Source organism: Bradyrhizobium sp. 613_E4_N2_2 (assembly GCF_052075995.1).
Classification (GTDB): domain Bacteria; phylum Pseudomonadota; class Alphaproteobacteria; order Rhizobiales; family Xanthobacteraceae; genus Bradyrhizobium; species Bradyrhizobium barranii.
In genome coordinates this window covers 8,553,590-8,568,961 of sequence record NZ_CP197234.1, presented here as the reverse complement: position 1 = coordinate 8,568,961, position 15,372 = coordinate 8,553,590, and the positions used below count along the sequence as shown (strand labels likewise).

The 15,372-nt window shown below is 63.7% G+C and carries 11 protein-coding genes; 9 read left to right on the top strand and 2 right to left on the bottom strand.

Features of this window, described 5'->3' with window-relative positions; translation table 11 throughout:
* Window positions 1-23: 23 nt before the first annotated feature.
* Together AB7290_RS40715 and AB7290_RS40710 are read right to left on the bottom strand one after the other, a co-directional pair.
* On the bottom strand, window positions 24-1,862 hold the full coding sequence (locus tag AB7290_RS40715) for an ATP-dependent nuclease (RefSeq protein WP_354102145.1): 1,839 nt from the start codon (window positions 1,860-1,862) through the stop codon (window positions 24-26).
* A 525-nt stretch (window positions 1,863-2,387) separates the two neighbouring features.
* Window positions 2,388-3,932 (bottom strand): hypothetical protein, encoded by a 1,545-nt coding sequence (locus tag AB7290_RS40710; protein ID WP_354102146.1) that lies wholly within the window; start codon window positions 3,930-3,932, stop codon window positions 2,388-2,390.
* 758 nt (window positions 3,933-4,690) lie between these two features.
* Between AB7290_RS40710 and AB7290_RS40705 the strand changes: the two genes are divergently transcribed.
* From AB7290_RS40705 to AB7290_RS40665, 9 genes are all read left to right on the top strand, one after another.
* A complete protein-coding gene (locus AB7290_RS40705) occupies window positions 4,691-7,744 on the top strand; it encodes a DPP IV N-terminal domain-containing protein (protein WP_085399625.1) in 3,054 nt (1,017 codons plus the stop codon).
* Between the two features lie 191 nt (window positions 7,745-7,935).
* Entirely contained in the window at window positions 7,936-8,517 is a 582-nt protein-coding gene (locus AB7290_RS40700) for a helix-turn-helix domain-containing protein (protein ID WP_028160282.1), read from the top strand.
* A complete protein-coding gene (locus AB7290_RS40695; RefSeq protein WP_085399626.1) occupies window positions 8,517-9,029 on the top strand; it encodes a GNAT family N-acetyltransferase in 513 nt (170 codons plus the stop codon). The genes AB7290_RS40700 and AB7290_RS40695 overlap by 1 nt, the downstream gene beginning before the upstream one ends.
* Before the next feature lie 2 nt (window positions 9,030-9,031).
* A complete protein-coding gene (locus tag AB7290_RS40690; RefSeq protein ID WP_085399627.1) occupies window positions 9,032-9,496 on the top strand; it encodes a GNAT family N-acetyltransferase in 465 nt (154 codons plus the stop codon).
* An 88-nt stretch (window positions 9,497-9,584) separates the two neighbouring features.
* Window positions 9,585-10,628 carry a LacI family DNA-binding transcriptional regulator gene (locus AB7290_RS40685; RefSeq protein ID WP_085399628.1) on the top strand — a complete coding sequence of 348 codons (1,044 nt, stop codon included), beginning with the start codon at window positions 9,585-9,587 and terminating at the stop codon, window positions 10,626-10,628.
* Between the two features lie 83 nt (window positions 10,629-10,711).
* Window positions 10,712-12,169 (top strand): xylulokinase, encoded by a 1,458-nt coding sequence (gene xylB, locus AB7290_RS40680; RefSeq protein WP_441254407.1) that lies wholly within the window; start codon window positions 10,712-10,714, stop codon window positions 12,167-12,169.
* A complete protein-coding gene (gene xylA, locus AB7290_RS40675; RefSeq protein WP_085399630.1) occupies window positions 12,166-13,488 on the top strand; it encodes a xylose isomerase in 1,323 nt (440 codons plus the stop codon). The genes xylB and xylA overlap by 4 nt, the downstream gene beginning before the upstream one ends.
* Window positions 13,489-13,500: 12 nt before the next feature.
* Complete coding sequence (locus tag AB7290_RS40670; protein ID WP_085399631.1) at window positions 13,501-14,259, top strand: ATP-binding cassette domain-containing protein; 759 nt, start codon at window positions 13,501-13,503, stop codon at window positions 14,257-14,259.
* Window positions 14,259-15,341 (top strand): ABC transporter permease, encoded by a 1,083-nt coding sequence (locus tag AB7290_RS40665; RefSeq protein WP_085399632.1) that lies wholly within the window; start codon window positions 14,259-14,261, stop codon window positions 15,339-15,341. The genes AB7290_RS40670 and AB7290_RS40665 overlap by 1 nt, the downstream gene beginning before the upstream one ends.
* Window positions 15,342-15,372 lie beyond the last annotated feature (31 nt).

Here is a 15,372-nt window from a genome sequence, read left to right as displayed (position 1 = left end):
CCGCTTCTGGTCCAGATCGATTTTCAGGACAGGACTCCGAACAGATCCTCATCTTCCTTCGGCGTCGGCGGCTTCATCGCGGCATCGATCTCCAGCAGCACCTTCTTGATCGTCGCGGGTAGCTCATCGCCTGACTGACATTGCCTGATGAACAGTGCCGTGTAGCCGTAGGCGTCGCCCTTGCGCGCCTTGAGGACTTCGAGCGCCAACGCGCGGGCCGTGGCTTCGTCGTCAATCACGGCGTCATACACGCCGCAGTGGCTTGGATAGTCATCACGCGCGCTCGCCGCTTCGAGAAACCGGTGATGGACCTTCGGGTCGGTCTCAGAAACAAGGAGGACCTCGATGCCTTTGGTTGGCGACTGCCAATGAGCGACATAGTCGCCAAGCTTCGTTGTCATATCCGCGGTGCGCGGTTTGTTGGGCTTGTCGTAGAAAGCAAACGCGGGCTTGTTGAGCGCCTTGAAGACCGGGCCGTACTTCGGCACCGCGCTCTCGCTGTCGGCATCGAAGAGAGTTATGCCCGCGAAATCGAGATGCATGTAAACATCGGCGCCCAAAGACCGTTCCAGGATCGTTGAAGCCTCCGGGAATAGCGCAACCTCGGAAGCCCCCTCAACGACCAGCACGCCACGGCCAAGGATCGCCTCTGCGAATTGCCGGCGTTCGGTCTTGAAGCTCTTCGTCTTGAAGTCCCCCAGGTCGATGGGCGCGCCTTCGAGCACGCCGTTCGGCTGACGAGAAAGGATCACGATGTCCTGGGGCTCAAACTGCTCGATCACATAAGGCGAATGCGAGGTGACGATCGCCTGCCCCATCTCGCTGAGCACGAAACGACTGACCCGCCTCTGTGTGTGAGGCGGCAGCGCAATTTCCGGCTCCTCCATCGCGAAGATGACCGACTGCTTTTCCTTCAGTTCAGCAATAACCGTTAGCAGCGCAAACACCAACAGGTTGATCGAACCGGTCCCGAGCCGCGCAAACGGCACGCTGTGGCCGACAGGCTCGGCGGCGATAAACAACCGCACGACCTCGCGCAAGTTCTCCCGCGTAAGCTCTGAGGCGAAAAACGCTGTCGCTGCGTCACCTGGCGCCAGGGACACGAAGCGCGCCATGCGCTCGCGAATGTCGGCCCGAATTTGTTTGAGCTGAGGCACCTCGCCAATCGGCGGCTTCATTCCCTGCAGTCGGTCGAGCGTGTCCTGCCACATGTCCGCCAGCCCCGTCCCGCCGAGGCGCAGCACGGTGTCGAGCAATGACCCACGCTGAAGGCTAAGCGCCCGCGAGCCGGTGCGCAGCGTGCGAAGGAAGACGAATCCGCAAAGCCGTTTGTGATCCCGACCGAACAATCTGCGGCCAGCTCCCAATGCCAGCTCAGCCGCTTCGTCGTCATCAAGAGGCTCAATGGGGTGGTCGAAGAAGGTGTTGCCGACGAAGTCGTCCTCTGCCTTGTCATATCGGCCGATGAACACGATGGGCAGAGCCCAGCGCTTCTGCGCTCCATCTCCATCTGCCGGTCCGCCAGCGCCCTGATCCGCGAAATCGCGGGTAACGTCATCCCACCGCCGAAGGTGACGGTGAAATCGAAGCTCGGCCTCCTGTGGAAGATCCATCAGCACGGCCTCGACGCGGACCTCGATCGGCTCCTTCTGATCGTCGAGATACCGGGCGCAATGAAAGTCATGCTCGTCGATCACCGGCCGGCGATAGAGCCGCTCGGGCCCCAGCACGAGGTCGAGCGCCTCGCAAACGGTCGATTTCCCGACGTTGTTGCCGCCGACCAGGAGTGTGTGCCCCGCCAGATGCACGACACCATAGGCGACGCCCCGGAAATTCGAGATTGTCAGACGCTTTACTTTCACGTGGTGCAGCCCCCAGTGAAGCCAGTGTAGTCCCCCTCGCCCTTGGCAACCTACCCGGGAAGTCGACATCGAAACCATACCCACCGTCGTCTGATCCAGCACTGGTTGCGGCTGGCGGGCCGGCGAGCGGGTCTTAGGCGCCCGCCCACTGCGAGAACAGCGCGTCGGTCGCATGGCGAAGGGACGAGGCGTTGAAGCGATTGCGGGACCGACGAAGGCAGAAGTACGCGCCCACTTGATGTCGGTCCTCAGACGCCTCGAAATCGACTGACATTGAGGCCCGAATCGACCCGTCCGGTGGTACACAGCGGTGGTCACAAATCGCGGCCGGGCTATTTTGGAATCCTTGGTTTTTCAGCGGATTTCGCGCTATCGCAGCCTAACGGAGGAGATTCCCACTCTCTCCGCCGCCCTGCAACCTTTGATAAAGGGCGGACCTTCGAAGCGCAGGCGGACAAATGGCGAGAGCTTGGCTTTGCCGCTTCGCGAGGTGAGGGACCTCGGACCTGTTCGTCGGTCTCGGGATCAGCGGCTACTTTGAGGCGGCAGTGCCGGAGGTCGCGGCTTTCGGATGAGTGCCTTTTGCTCTTTTTGGCAGGCCGCGAGTAAAGCTTCCGTCCAAAGCGCCATCCCCTCTGCTTTCAGTGCAATGCGCTGAGACGAGTTGTAGTGGATCTCCGTGACTGGGGCCATTCGCTCCCTCTCGGGCATGTCGTCGCGAGGGAGCTTATGCCCAAGGATCGCGGAGGCCGCGCCGCCCAGGCGCTTGTCGTCTAGAAACTCTCCGAGCGTCCGGCGGATATCGTGGAGCGTCCAGGGCCGAATGCCGTAGTACGCGAAGAGATCGACGCGCTCCTTGGCCTTCTTCGCCGCTTTCGGGCCGGGCTTGCCGGGACGGTCCGGCTTGTTCTTACTGCGATGGTCGAAGACTCTTCCCTGCAGGCGATACATCAGGAGATTGAGGGCGGACTGAGTGATGCGCTCGTTCGACTTGCGGCCCGAGAACATCCACGCCGACTTTCCGCCGGAGGCCTTGTAGTAGCGGTCCAACACTTTGAGCGCATCGGGCGGCACCGGAAGAGCATGCGGCCTGCCTCCATCCTTGCCCCCCTTCATCTCCTCGGCAGTCCAGTTCGCGATCTTCCACCCGGGAAGTTTCGCCTTCTTCTCCGGTGAAAACAGGCGATCGGGCCGCAGAACCAAGAGCGACCCGGTTCGTTGCGCGGTGAGCGCTGCTGCCCACAACGCGCCGACTGTGCCCGGGTAGGTCTCATGTTCATTATCGGACAAATGCCTGAACGTGTCCGCGATCACCATCGTGCGCGCGATCTCCTCGATCTTGGGAGTGTGGTGTCTGATCTTCCACTTGTACTTGACAGACCATCTCTCCCACCAGGCGTGCTGGACCTGGTCGAGGCCAGCCTTGGCCGGGTGATACCTCCATGCCCAGGTCAGCATCTCGCGGCCCTGGCGGACGGCGCGATGCACGGTCGAGGGGCGGTACGCCGCAAGCATTCTGTCCCTGACGACTTCGAGGTCGGCAGCCGCCAGTTCGGCCACTGGACGATCGTTGAGTAGGGTGAATTCGGGCAATCGTAGGTAACGCGCGTAGCGATCCCGATACTTTTCCTTCAAGTCGGGTAGCTTCTCCGAGAGAAACTGCTCGGTTAGTTGCCGCCACGTCCAGACGGAGTAGACTTCGCCCTTGAGTCGACGCCGCCCGAGCTCCGAGTTGTCGTCGGCGATCTCGTCCGCGGTCTCCCATTCCAAACTGTCGTCGTAGCTCTTGTGCCCGTTGAATCCGTGCGAACGAAGCTTCACCAGCGTCTCCACGAAGACCTTCAGATCGCGCCCCCGCTTGGCCGCTTCGCGTGTCCTGTGTGCGATGTACCTCGCCGTCGGGAGAGGAACTTCAGCGCAGCGCCCGATCTTAATGGTACGGTCGCGACGGCGGATCAACCAGGCCGCGTCGGTTTTGGTGATGCGCAGCGTCAGACCAGCGCACTCGGTGTCCCGCCACTCGATCTCGCGCGCTTTAGCCGAGGGCGTCCGGGACATCTTGATCGCCATCTGGACATCCAGAGGCGAGATAGCCTTGCTTCTTCGTTCGTAGTGGACGCCGGGCATTCAAGACCTCTACAACAATTCTACAACGCGTCCTGAAAACGCTGAGGTTTTGGAATTGATACGCAAATGGCCCTTAAGATGCAATTAATAAAGCATATTCAGGGGCTTATCGCTTGGATGGAGGGGCGGTGAATGAGCGGAATGGCCCTTCCCAAGCTGCATACGAGGGTTCGATTCCCTTCGCCCGCTCCATTCAAAAATTGATGGCCGCTGATTTGGCGTGTTGGATGTTTCTCCGACCCCTGGCCACGTTCATCTTGGCGTATCCGGAAGCATGAAGGGGCCGAAGATCCGCCAAATGGCGTCGGTCTCCCCAGCGTCGGTTAAAGTGGCCAATTTTTGGCGATGGCAATTCTTGGTGATGTAACGGATCACCGCTCGCGCTGCATTTCAGAAGGAGCGGCTTATTCATCCCGACGACACGAGATCACCCTGAGGGATGCTATGCGCTCTCGCAGTTCGGCGCGGCTGCGTATCGTGAAAGACTGCTGGCGCAGTTTTGATTGCCTGTCGTGCAGCGGCGCAGCCAACGACGCTCAATCTGATCCTTCATCTGATCCTTCGCGGCTGCATCAAGCGTTCGTCATCTAGGGCACTAAACTTGCCTTGGACAGCAGGGACTCATTGGTGCCGCGTTTCTGTTTCTGATTGTCGTGCAAAACATTCGGACCCGGCCTGTTGCCGGGCAAACGGAGGCATTGATGACGAATTCAGCACCTGTTTTCACCGCTGGCGGTGGCAGCGACGATGCGTTCACGCGCGTGTCGACCAGCGCAACCGGGGCGCAGGCGGATGGCGCGAGTGTCCAGGCAGCGTTCTCGCCCGACGGCACGAAAGTGGCGTTCGCATCCTATGCCGACAATCTGGTGCCCGGCGATACCAACGGTGCACCCGACGTCTTCGTGAAGGACCTTTCGACCGGGGCGATCACGCTCGTGTCGACCGATGCCAGCGGGGTTCAGCTGGGTGGCTACCAGCCGATTTTTTCGCCCGATGGCACAATGTTGGCGTTCGCAACGGGCGCCGACATCTTCGTGAAGGACCTGGCCACCGGTGCCCTCACGCGCGTATCGACGAGTGCCAGTGGGGAACAGGCGGACGGCTTATCGACCACCAACCCGATATTCTCGCCTGATGGCACCAAGGTTGCGTTCTATTCCGATGCCGACAATCTCGTGCCTGATGATACCGACCACGTGCGCGACATCTTCGTGAAGGACCTGACCACTGGCGCGATAACGCTCGTGGCGCCCAGTCCATACAACGGAGGACCCGGCGGCGGCGGGCTTGAGAATGGCTTTACCTTCCCCCCCTCGTTCTCACCCGATGGCACCAAAATCGTGTTCGGGTCGGCCACAGTGCGCGGCGACACCACCGAGATCTACATCAAGGACCTTTCCACCGGGGCCACCACACTGGTGTCGGAGAGCGCCAGCGGCGCTCGTGGGGATCGCGGCAGCTTCGACCCGGTGTTCTCGCCAGATGGCACCAAGGTGGCGTTCTATACCTTTGCCGACAATCTTGTGCCGGGTAGTTCTAACAACCTAATCGGCAACATCGTCATTAAGGATCTGACCACAGGCGCGGTCACGCTGGTATCGACCGATGCCGACGGAGTCCCGCAGAACAACGGCGAAGCCCAGAAACCCGTGTTCTCGCCTGATGGCACCAAGATTGCGTTCTATTCCAGTGCCACCAATCTCGTGCCGGGTGTCAATGCCGATCAGGTCGTCTATGTGAAGGACTTGGCCACGGGTGCCATCACGGCCGTCTCGACCAATGGGGGCAGGCCGTGGGAATTCGGGGGCGGCAGCCGGCTTCCCGTGTTCTCGCCTGATGGCACCAAGGTGGCATTCGAGTCTTTATCCAGCATTCTGGTGCCGGGCGATACCAACCATACCTACGACATCTTTGTAAGAGATCTTACTACGCGTTCCTTCACCGCAGCGAAGCTGACGGACAATGGCGCTGCCCATGTTTCGACATCGCAGGCGGGTTTCTTTGCCGGTGCCCACACGGTCGCGGTGGCACCGCAAGACGGCAATCTCGGCACACTCACGGCCACCATCGACGTTGCCGATGGCAAGGTGACGTGGAGCTATGATGTCTCTCATGCCAACATCGCTCCGCTCGCGGCCGGACAGACCCATACCGACATCTTGATCTTGGTCCTCGACGGCTTCTACGGGACACAGGGCATCACCGTGACGCTGACGGGAATCGATGATGCGCCCGTGATCAGCTCGGGCACGACGGCAAGCTTCGCGGAGAATGGCTCTGGCGTCGCCTACCACGTCGCGGCGACCGATGTGGACAGTCCCGCGCTGACCTATTCGCTGTCCGGCACTGACGCGGCTCTGTTCGACGTGTCGGCGACGGGCGATGTGACGTTCAAGTCCGCGCCCGACTTCGAGGCGCCGAAAGACGCGAACCACGACAACGTCTACGACGTCACCGTCGCGGTCAGCGACGGGACAGAGATCGCGACAAAGAACGTCGCGATCACGGTCACTGACGTGAATGACACCAGCGGCGGCGGTGGCGTTCTGACGGTCACCGGCTCGACCGGCTTCACGTCGATTGATCGGGCAACGATCAATATCAGCGTGACCGGCAATTTGCACGAGACCGGCCGCGCCGGTGTGATCAGCAACAGCACGATCAACAATCTCGGTTCACTGAGCGAAACCCAGGCGATGCTCGCCTTCGTGAACGATACGATCGCCGGCGGTTCCCTCGGTGCGATCGTCGCCAATGGCGGCACCATCACCTTCGACAACGTGCATCTGGACGGGACGTTGCTGGATGCGACATCAGGCGGACTCATCGAATCCGTTGCAGGCAGCGCCAACAGTTTCAACAATGTGACGCTCAAGGCCGGCGCCGTGTTTGACGTCAGTGCCGCAAGCGGTCTGTTTGTCAGCGGCACGCTGAACAACGGCGGCAAGATCGAGTTCTTCAATTTCGCGAAAGTCATCCTGACCGGCGACGCCACGATCATTGGCAATGGCGAGATCAAGCTCGATCCGGGCTCCTCGATCCTGAACAGCGGTGCGCATCACACGCTCGACCTTGACGGCGGCACGATCGACGGCGCCGGCACGATCGGAAACGGAGATCACAGCCTCACCTTGGATATCGGCTTCTCCGGCACGCTCGAGGCGAACGGGTCCCAGCCGCTTGCGGTCAACACCGGCAATTCCGTCACCAGCAGCGGCCTGATCGAAGCCGTGCATGCCTCGCTCGATTTCGACGACGCCGTTTTCAACACCTTTGGAACGATCACCGCCGATCAGGCCGGCACGATCGACTTCAAGAATGGATTGACCAATGGCGGTATCGTCAATGTGCACACCGGCAGTGAGGTGGATGTTTCGGGCAACCTCGTCAACAACGGCACTGTCCTGGATAGTGGCGTGCTCAAGGTCGATAATTTAAGCGGGACTGGCGCTGTCAACGTCAACAACGGGACATTGGTGGTCACTGGCAATCTAAGCAGCAATGTCGTTCTGACGGGTACGGACTCATTTGTCTTCGGACCCGATGCCAAACAAACATCCGGCGTCATCTCAAACTATACGCCAGGCACGACGCTGGTGCTGGATGGCTTCGACGCCAAGGTGAACGCGGCCTTCGACACTCAGACCAATATTTTGACGCTGACCGATGCGGATCATCATGCGATGACGCTTCACCTCGCGCCCGGATCCCTGATCCCGCAGGCCCACGGCGCGGCGCCGGATTTTCTGGTCTAGCGAATTTCCCCAAGGACACTTTGCCGAGCCCGCCATGTCCAGGCGGGCTGTGGCAATTCGCCAGGGAATTTGCCGCGCAAAAATTCTAATATATTAGCTCTTCGCATCCGGCATGCGCGCCCCGCCCGGCTTAAGCTTCTCCCGCCCTGATGGGTGCGGTCCTCCTGTCGGGCAATATTCGGATGAAAGCCATGGACCAGCAGAAACTCGACCGTGCGATCGGTCGTCGCTTGAAGACGTTGAGGACGCAGGCGGGCATGACGTTGAACGAACTCGCGACGCGCTCCGGTGTCAGCCGGGCCATGATCGGGAGGGTGGAGCGGGCGCAGAGCAGCGCCACCGCTGCGCTGCTCAACAAGCTCTGCGCGGCGCTCGATGTCACCCTCAGTGACGTCGTCGCGCTCGCCGAGAAACCGCCGGAGCGATTGATGCGGCTTGCCGACCAGCCGCTTTGGCGCGATCCCGACAGCGGCTACCGGCGGCGTCATGCCTCGCCGCCGGATGCGGCGAGCGGCATCGAGATCATCGTCGTCGACCTGCCGGCCGGAGCGCGCGTCTCCTACAGCCCCTGGGGCCGCAACGCGTTCACCCAGCAGCTGCTGATGCTGGAGGGTGCGGTCTGCGTGCATATCGACGCCAAGACCGTGCGGCTGCGCGACGGCGATTGTCTCGATTTCGACGTGATGCGGGCGGTGACCTTCGAGAACGAAACCAAACAGGATGCGCGCTACGTCATCATCACGCGGCGCGGCACATCGTACGGGAAAATGTGATGTCGCTAATCGTGCGGGATGCCACGCTGGAGGATGCCGAAGATATTTTGGCCATCTACAATTACGCCGCGATCAACACCACGGCGGTGTGGACCGACGGACCGGCCGATCTGGATTCGCGGCGCGAGTGGATGCGCGCACGGCAAGCGGCCGGCTATCCCGTGCTGGTTGCGATGAAAGGCAGGGACGTCGTCGGCTTCGCGTCATTCGGCGATTTCCGCCCCTGGCCCGGCTATCGCCACACCGTGGAGAATTCGGTCTATGTCGGCGTGCAACATCATCGGCTCGGCGTCGGCCGCAGCCTGATGGCCGCGCTGATTGAGCGCGCTACCGCGCTCAACAAGCACACGATGGTCGCCGCGATCGAGGCCTCGAATTCCGCCTCGACCGGGCTGCACGCGTCGTTCGGCTTTGCCGAGGTTGGCCGCATGCCAGAGGTCGGCTGCAAGTTTGGCCGCTGGCTCGATATGGTTCTCATGCAGAAGCGGCTTTCAAGCGGGGTGAGGCCGTGACGATGCAGGTCCGCACCGGCGACACCTTTGATCCCCGCGTCATTGCGCTGCTCGACCATCACGTCGCGGCTGCGCGGGCGCAGACCGCGCCGGGCAGCGCCCATGCGCTCGATCTCGCTGGGCTGCGCGCGAGCGACGTCGCGTTCTGGACCGGCTGGGACGGCGAGACGCTGGTCGCCACCGGCGTGCTGAAGATGCTCTCGGCCGACCATGGCGAGGTGAAGTCGATGCACACGCTGCAAACGACGCGGAGGCGCGGCTTCGGCGGCCAGATGCTCCGCCACATCATCGCTGAGGCCCGCGCGCGTGGCTCGCAGCGGCTCAGCCTCGAGACCGGCTCCTGGGATTATTTCAAGCCCGCGCATGCGCTCTACCAGGCGCACGGTTTTGTGCTCTGCGGCCCGTTCGAGGGCTATGTCGAGGATCCCAACAGCCTGTTCCTGACGCTCGACCTGACCGGCGGCTGAGGCCGCGCGGTGTAACCCGGGCCCGAAAACATCGCCCTGCGCCTCAAAATGAGTTGCGTACCTCAAAACACCTCGATAACCTTCAGCCATGGCCGATACTCTCACCGCGACCGCGCTGACGCTGAAGGACATCGCCCGCGAGGCGGGTGTCAGCCTTGCGACGGTCGACCGCGTCCTGCACAACCGCCCGGGCGTGCGGCCCGATACGGTCCGGCGCGTCAAGGCGGCGATCGAGCGCAACGCCTTCCAGCCGCACGTCGCCGCCGCCGAGCTCGCCCGCAGCCGTGCCCGCCGCTTTGCCTTCGTGATGCCGGCGGGGCCGAACCCCTTCATGCAGCAGATCGAGGCCTATCTCGGCGAGATGTCGGCCTGGCTCTCAGCCCGCCGCCTCGGCGTCGAGGTGGTCACCACGGATGTGTTCGACCCGTCCGTGCTCGCGGCCTCGCTGGAGGCGCTGTCCGGCGATTACGACGGCGTCGCCGTGGTGGCGCTGGACCATCCGGGGGTCCGCGCCGCGATCAACGATCTCGTCGACGCGGGGACCAGGGTCGTGACGCTGGTCTCGGACGTGCCGTCCTCGCGTCGCCACCATTATGTCGGCATCGACAACATCGCGGCGGGGCGCACCGCCGGCGCGCTGGTCGGTCGGCTGGTTGGCCAACGGTCCGGCAAGGTCGCGATCGTCGCGGGCTCGCAGGGCCTGCGCGACCATTCCGAACGCATCTTCGGCTTCAGCCAGGTGATGGCGTCGGAATTCCCCGATCTCAGCGTGCTGCCGGTGCTGGAAGGGCGCGACGAAGACGGCCGTTCGGAACAGGTTCTGGCGCAGCTGCTCGGCAGGCATGCTGACATTGTCGGCCTTTATAACGTCGGCGCCGGCACGCAAGGCGTCGCCAAAGCGTTGAGCGATGCCGGCCGCGGCAAGCAGGTGGTGTTCGTCGGACACGACGTCACCGCACTGACGCGCCGGCTGCTGTTGCAGGGCGTGATGGATGCCGCGATCTCGCAGAACCCCGGGCATGAAGCGCGCGCCGCCGTGCGCGTGCTGCTCGCGCTTGCGCGCGGCGAGCCGATCTTGCGCGAACAGGAGAAGATCAGGATCGACATCGTGATGCGGGACAATTTGCCCTAGGGGCAGGCGGATTTTCAGAACGGTCCGTTGTGGAAAGGGCGACTCTGAGATCGCGCACCGCAACAGGCGAAAGGGAGGATAGCGTGTATCTCGGTATCGACATCGGCACATCCGGTGTGAAAGCGGTGCTCGTGAGCGAAACCGGCGCGATTGTCGCGACGGCCGCGCGCGAGCTTGCGCTGTCGCATCCCGCGCCGCTGTGGTCCGAGCAGGATCCCGACGCCTGGGTCGACGCGGCGGTTGGCGCCGTCGACGATCTCGCCGCCCGCCATCCGCGCGAGGTCGCGCAGGTGCGCGGCATCGGGCTGTCCGGCCAGATGCATGGTGCGACGCTGCTGGACGAGGATGGACGGCCGCTGCGCCCCGCTATTCTGTGGAACGACGGCCGCTCGCACGCCGAATGCGTCGCGCTCGGGCGGCGCTGCCCGTCGCTGCACACGATCGCGGGCAATCTGGCGATGCCCGGCTTCACCGCGCCAAAGCTGCTCTGGGTCGCGCGGCACGAGCCGCAGATCTTCGAGCGCGTGGCAAAGGTGCTGCTGCCGAAGGCCTATGTGCGTTATCGTCTCACCGGCGAGATGGTCGAGGACATGTCCGACGCCGCCGGCACGCTGTGGCTCGATGTCGGTCTGCGCCGCTGGTCGGCGCTGCTGCTGCATGCCGTCGGGCTCGATCTCCACCACATGCCCCGCCTCGTCGAGGGCAGCGAGGTCAGTGCAGTGCTCGCGCCGGAATTCGCGCGGCGCTGGGGCACGGCGAATGATGTCGTGATCGCCGGCGGTGCCGGCGACAATGCCGCGAGCGCCATCGGGCTCGGCGCGATCGCGCCGGGCGATGCATTCCTGTCGCTCGGCACATCCGGCGTGGTGTTCCGCGTCACCGACCGGTTTGCACCGGCACCGGCTTCGGCCGTGCATGCGTTCTGCCATGCGCTGCCCGGCCTCTGGCATCAGATGGGCGTAATGCTGTCGGCCGCGGCTTCGCTGGCCTGGCTCGCGGGCGTGATGGAGACGCCGGCCGCCGCGCTCCTGGCGCCGCTCGGCGAGCGTGTCGACGGACCGAGCTCCATAAAATTCCTGCCCTATCTCGATGGCGAGCGCACGCCGCACAACGATGCCGCCGCCAGCGGCACCTTCGTCGGCCTGCGCGGTGCGAGCGGGCGCAGCCAGATCGTGCAGGCCGTGCTGGAAGGCGTCGCCTTCGCCGCGCGCGACAACCTCGCGGCGCTGAGCGCGGCCAGCGGGCCAATCGCGGAGGTCGATCTCGTCGGCGGCGGCTCGCGCTCGCCGCTGTGGGCGCAAATCTGCGCCGATGTGCTCGGCATTCCCGTCCACCGCGTCGAGGAAGGCGAGGTCGGGGCCGCGCTCGGCGCCGCACGGCTCGGCCGGCTCGCCGCCACCGGCGAAGATCCCGCGGAAGTGTGCAAGCGCCCGCGGCGGCTCGCGAGCTTTGCGCCCCGCGCATCCGTCACTGCGGCCTATGACGACGCCTATCGGCGATGGCGCGAACTTTATCCTGCGTTGAAGGAGAGTCTTAAGTGAACGCACCAGCAAAATTCTTCGATGCAAGCGCCCCTGTCGCCTTCGGCGGCAAGGATGCGGGAAACACGCCCGCCTTCCGCTGGTACGACAAGGACCGGCTCGTGCATGGCCGCAGGCTCGAGGATCATCTGCGCTTTGCGGTCTGCTACTGGCATTCGTTCTGCTGGCCGGGCGGCGATCCCTTCGGCGGCGAGACCTTTCTGCGCCCCTGGCATCAAGGTGCTGATGCGATGGCGCAGGCACGCGCCAAGGCCGATGTCGCCTTCGAGCTGTTCCGCCTGCTGGACGTGCCCTTCTTCACCTTCCACGACGTCGATGCGGCGCCGGAAGGCACTTCGCTCAGCGAGTCCGTCGCCAATCTCAACGCGGTCGCCGATCTGTTCGAAGCGAAGATGGCCTCCGCAAAAGTCCGCTTGCTCTGGGGCACGGCCAATTTGTTCACGCATCGCCGCTACATGGCGGGTGCCGCGACCAATCCGGACCCCGAAATCTTCACCTATGCCGCCGGCCAGGTCCGCGCCGCGCTGGAGGTGACGCACCGGCTCGGCGGCCAGAACTACGTGCTGTGGGGCGGCCGCGAGGGCTACGAGACACTGCTCAACACCGATCTCGAGCGCGAGCTCGACCAGCTCGGCCGCTTCATCTCGCTGGTCGTCGAGCACAAGCACAAGATCGGCTTCAAGGGCCCGATCCTGATCGAGCCGAAGCCGAAGGAGCCGACCAAGCATCAATATGATTTCGACGTCGCCACCTGCTATGGCTTCCTGGAACGCTACGATCTCCTGAACGACGTCAAGCTCAACATCGAGCAGAACCACGCCATCCTTGCCGGCCACTCCTTCCATCACGAGGTCGCGCTCGCCGAGGCGCTCGGAATCTTCGGCTCGCTCGACGTCAATCGTGGCGACGATCTGCTCGGCTGGGACACCGACCAGTTCGCGATGAACGTGCCGGAGCTGGCTCTGGTGTTCCACGAGATCCTGAATCGCGGCGGCTTCACCTCGGGCGGGCTCAATTTCGACGCCAAGATCAGACGGCAGTCGATCGACCCCGACGATCTGATCCATGCCCATGTCGGCTCGATGGATGCCTGCGCGCGCGCGTTCCTCGCCGCCGCTGACATGCTCGATGCCGGCGCCCTCACCGCACCGCTCGCGCAGCGCTACGAGGGATGGGCGGGGCCCGAGGGCCGGGCCATTCTCGGCGGCCAGCGCTCGCTCGCCGAACTTGCCGACCGTGCGCTCAGCCCCGGCTTCGATCCGCAGCCGCGCTCGGGGCGGCAGGAATATCTGGAATCCCTGGTCAACCGCTACGTCTGAGGAACGCCGTCGATGACAAAGGCTGAAGCGACACCGGTCCTCGAGCTGACCGGCATCGGCAAGGAGTTCGGCGCAATCCGCGCTCTGCACGGCGTCGACCTGCAGGTCCAGCCGGGCGAGGTCGTCGGCCTGATGGGCGACAACGGCGCGGGCAAGTCCACGCTGGTCAAGATCATCGCCGGCAATTTCCGTCCCAGCCATGGCGAGATCCGCTTTGTTGGCAACGCGGTCCATTTCAACCGGCCCATCGATGCCCGCGCCGTTGGCATCGAGGTCGTCTACCAGGACCTCGCGCTCGCCGACAATCTGACGGCTGCTGCCAACGTCTTCCTCGGCCGCGAGCTGAAGCGCAGGTTCGGCCCGCTCGCACTGCTCGACCACAAGGCGATGGCGGCGCGTGCGCTGGAGCTGTTCGGCGAATTGCGCTCGGAGACGCGCCCCGACGATCTCGTCAAGCAGATGTCTGGCGGCCAGCGCCAGGCGGTTGCGATCGCGCGGACGCGGCTGTCCAACGCGCGGCTGGTCATGATGGACGAGCCGACCGCCGCGATCTCGGTACGCCAGGTCGAGCAGGTGCTCGGCCTGATCCACCGGCTGAAGGAGCAGGGCGTCGCCGTCATGCTGATCTCGCACCGTATGCCCGATGTGTTCGCGGTGTGCGACCGCGTGATCGTCATGCGTCGCGGCGAGAAGCGGGCCGACAAGCCGATCCACCAGACGTCGCCCGAGGAAGTCACCGCCCTGATCACTGGCGCGAAGGAGGCGGCGTGATGGCCATGCCCTTGGAATCTCCGATCAGCTTCACCAATGTCGGCCGGATCAGATGGTGGCAGCGCGGCATCTTCGCCTCCCAGACCGGCTATGTCCTGCTCGCGCTGGCGATGCTGCTGGTGGTGATGCATTTCGCCAGCCCCTATTTCTTCACCGAAGGCAACATGCAGAACGTGGCGAAGAATTTCTCCTTCATCGCCATCGCCACCCTCGGTGTCACCTTCGTGATCATCACCGGCGGCATCGATCTGTCGGTCGGTTCGATGATGTGCTTCTCGGCCATGATCACCTCCATGGTCATGACCGAGTTGTCGGCGCCCGGCTCGCCCGCGGGCTCGCTGTTTGTGCATATGGCCGCTGACGGCAAGACCGTGCTGGCCAACGTGCCGGGTCTGATCCTGCTGATCTCGATCCTCGCGGGGCTCGGCGTCGCGCTGATCGCGGGCCTCGTCAACGGCTTCTGTATCGCCGTGCTCGGCCTGTCGCCCTTCGTCACCACGCTCGGCATGCTCTCGATCGTGCGTGGGCTCGGCTACGTCGTCTCCAACGGCCGCGGCAGTTTTCCTGGCGGGCCGGACGCTGATTACTTCTACGCGCTCACCTCGGGCGATGTGCTCGGCGTGCCGGTGCCCTTCATCTACCTCGTGGTCCTCGCGCTGGCGATGGCCGTGGTCCTGCACCACAGTTCGTTCGGCCGCCACGTGTTCGCGCTCGGGGGCAACGAGAAGGCCGCCGAACTCACGGGCATACCGGTCGTGCGGGTGAAGATCGAGGTCTATGTGATCTGCGCGCTTGCCGCAGGGCTGCAAGGCATCATCATCTCCGGCTGGCTCGGATCGGCGCCCGCCAACATGGCGACGTCCTACGAGCTCAACGTGATCGCGGCGGCCGTCATCGGCGGTGCCAATCTCGCCGGCGGCATCGGCGGTCCGTTGGGGGCCATCGTCGGCTGCGTGCTGCTGGAAGTGATCCGCAACGGCCTCGTGCTGGCACAGGTCAGCTCCTACTGGCAGCAGACGCTGGTCGGCGTGATCATCATCCTGGCCGTGCTGGTCGACCGCATCCGCTCGCGGATGATCTGAAATGACGTCGTTCCGGGAGGGCAACGAAAAT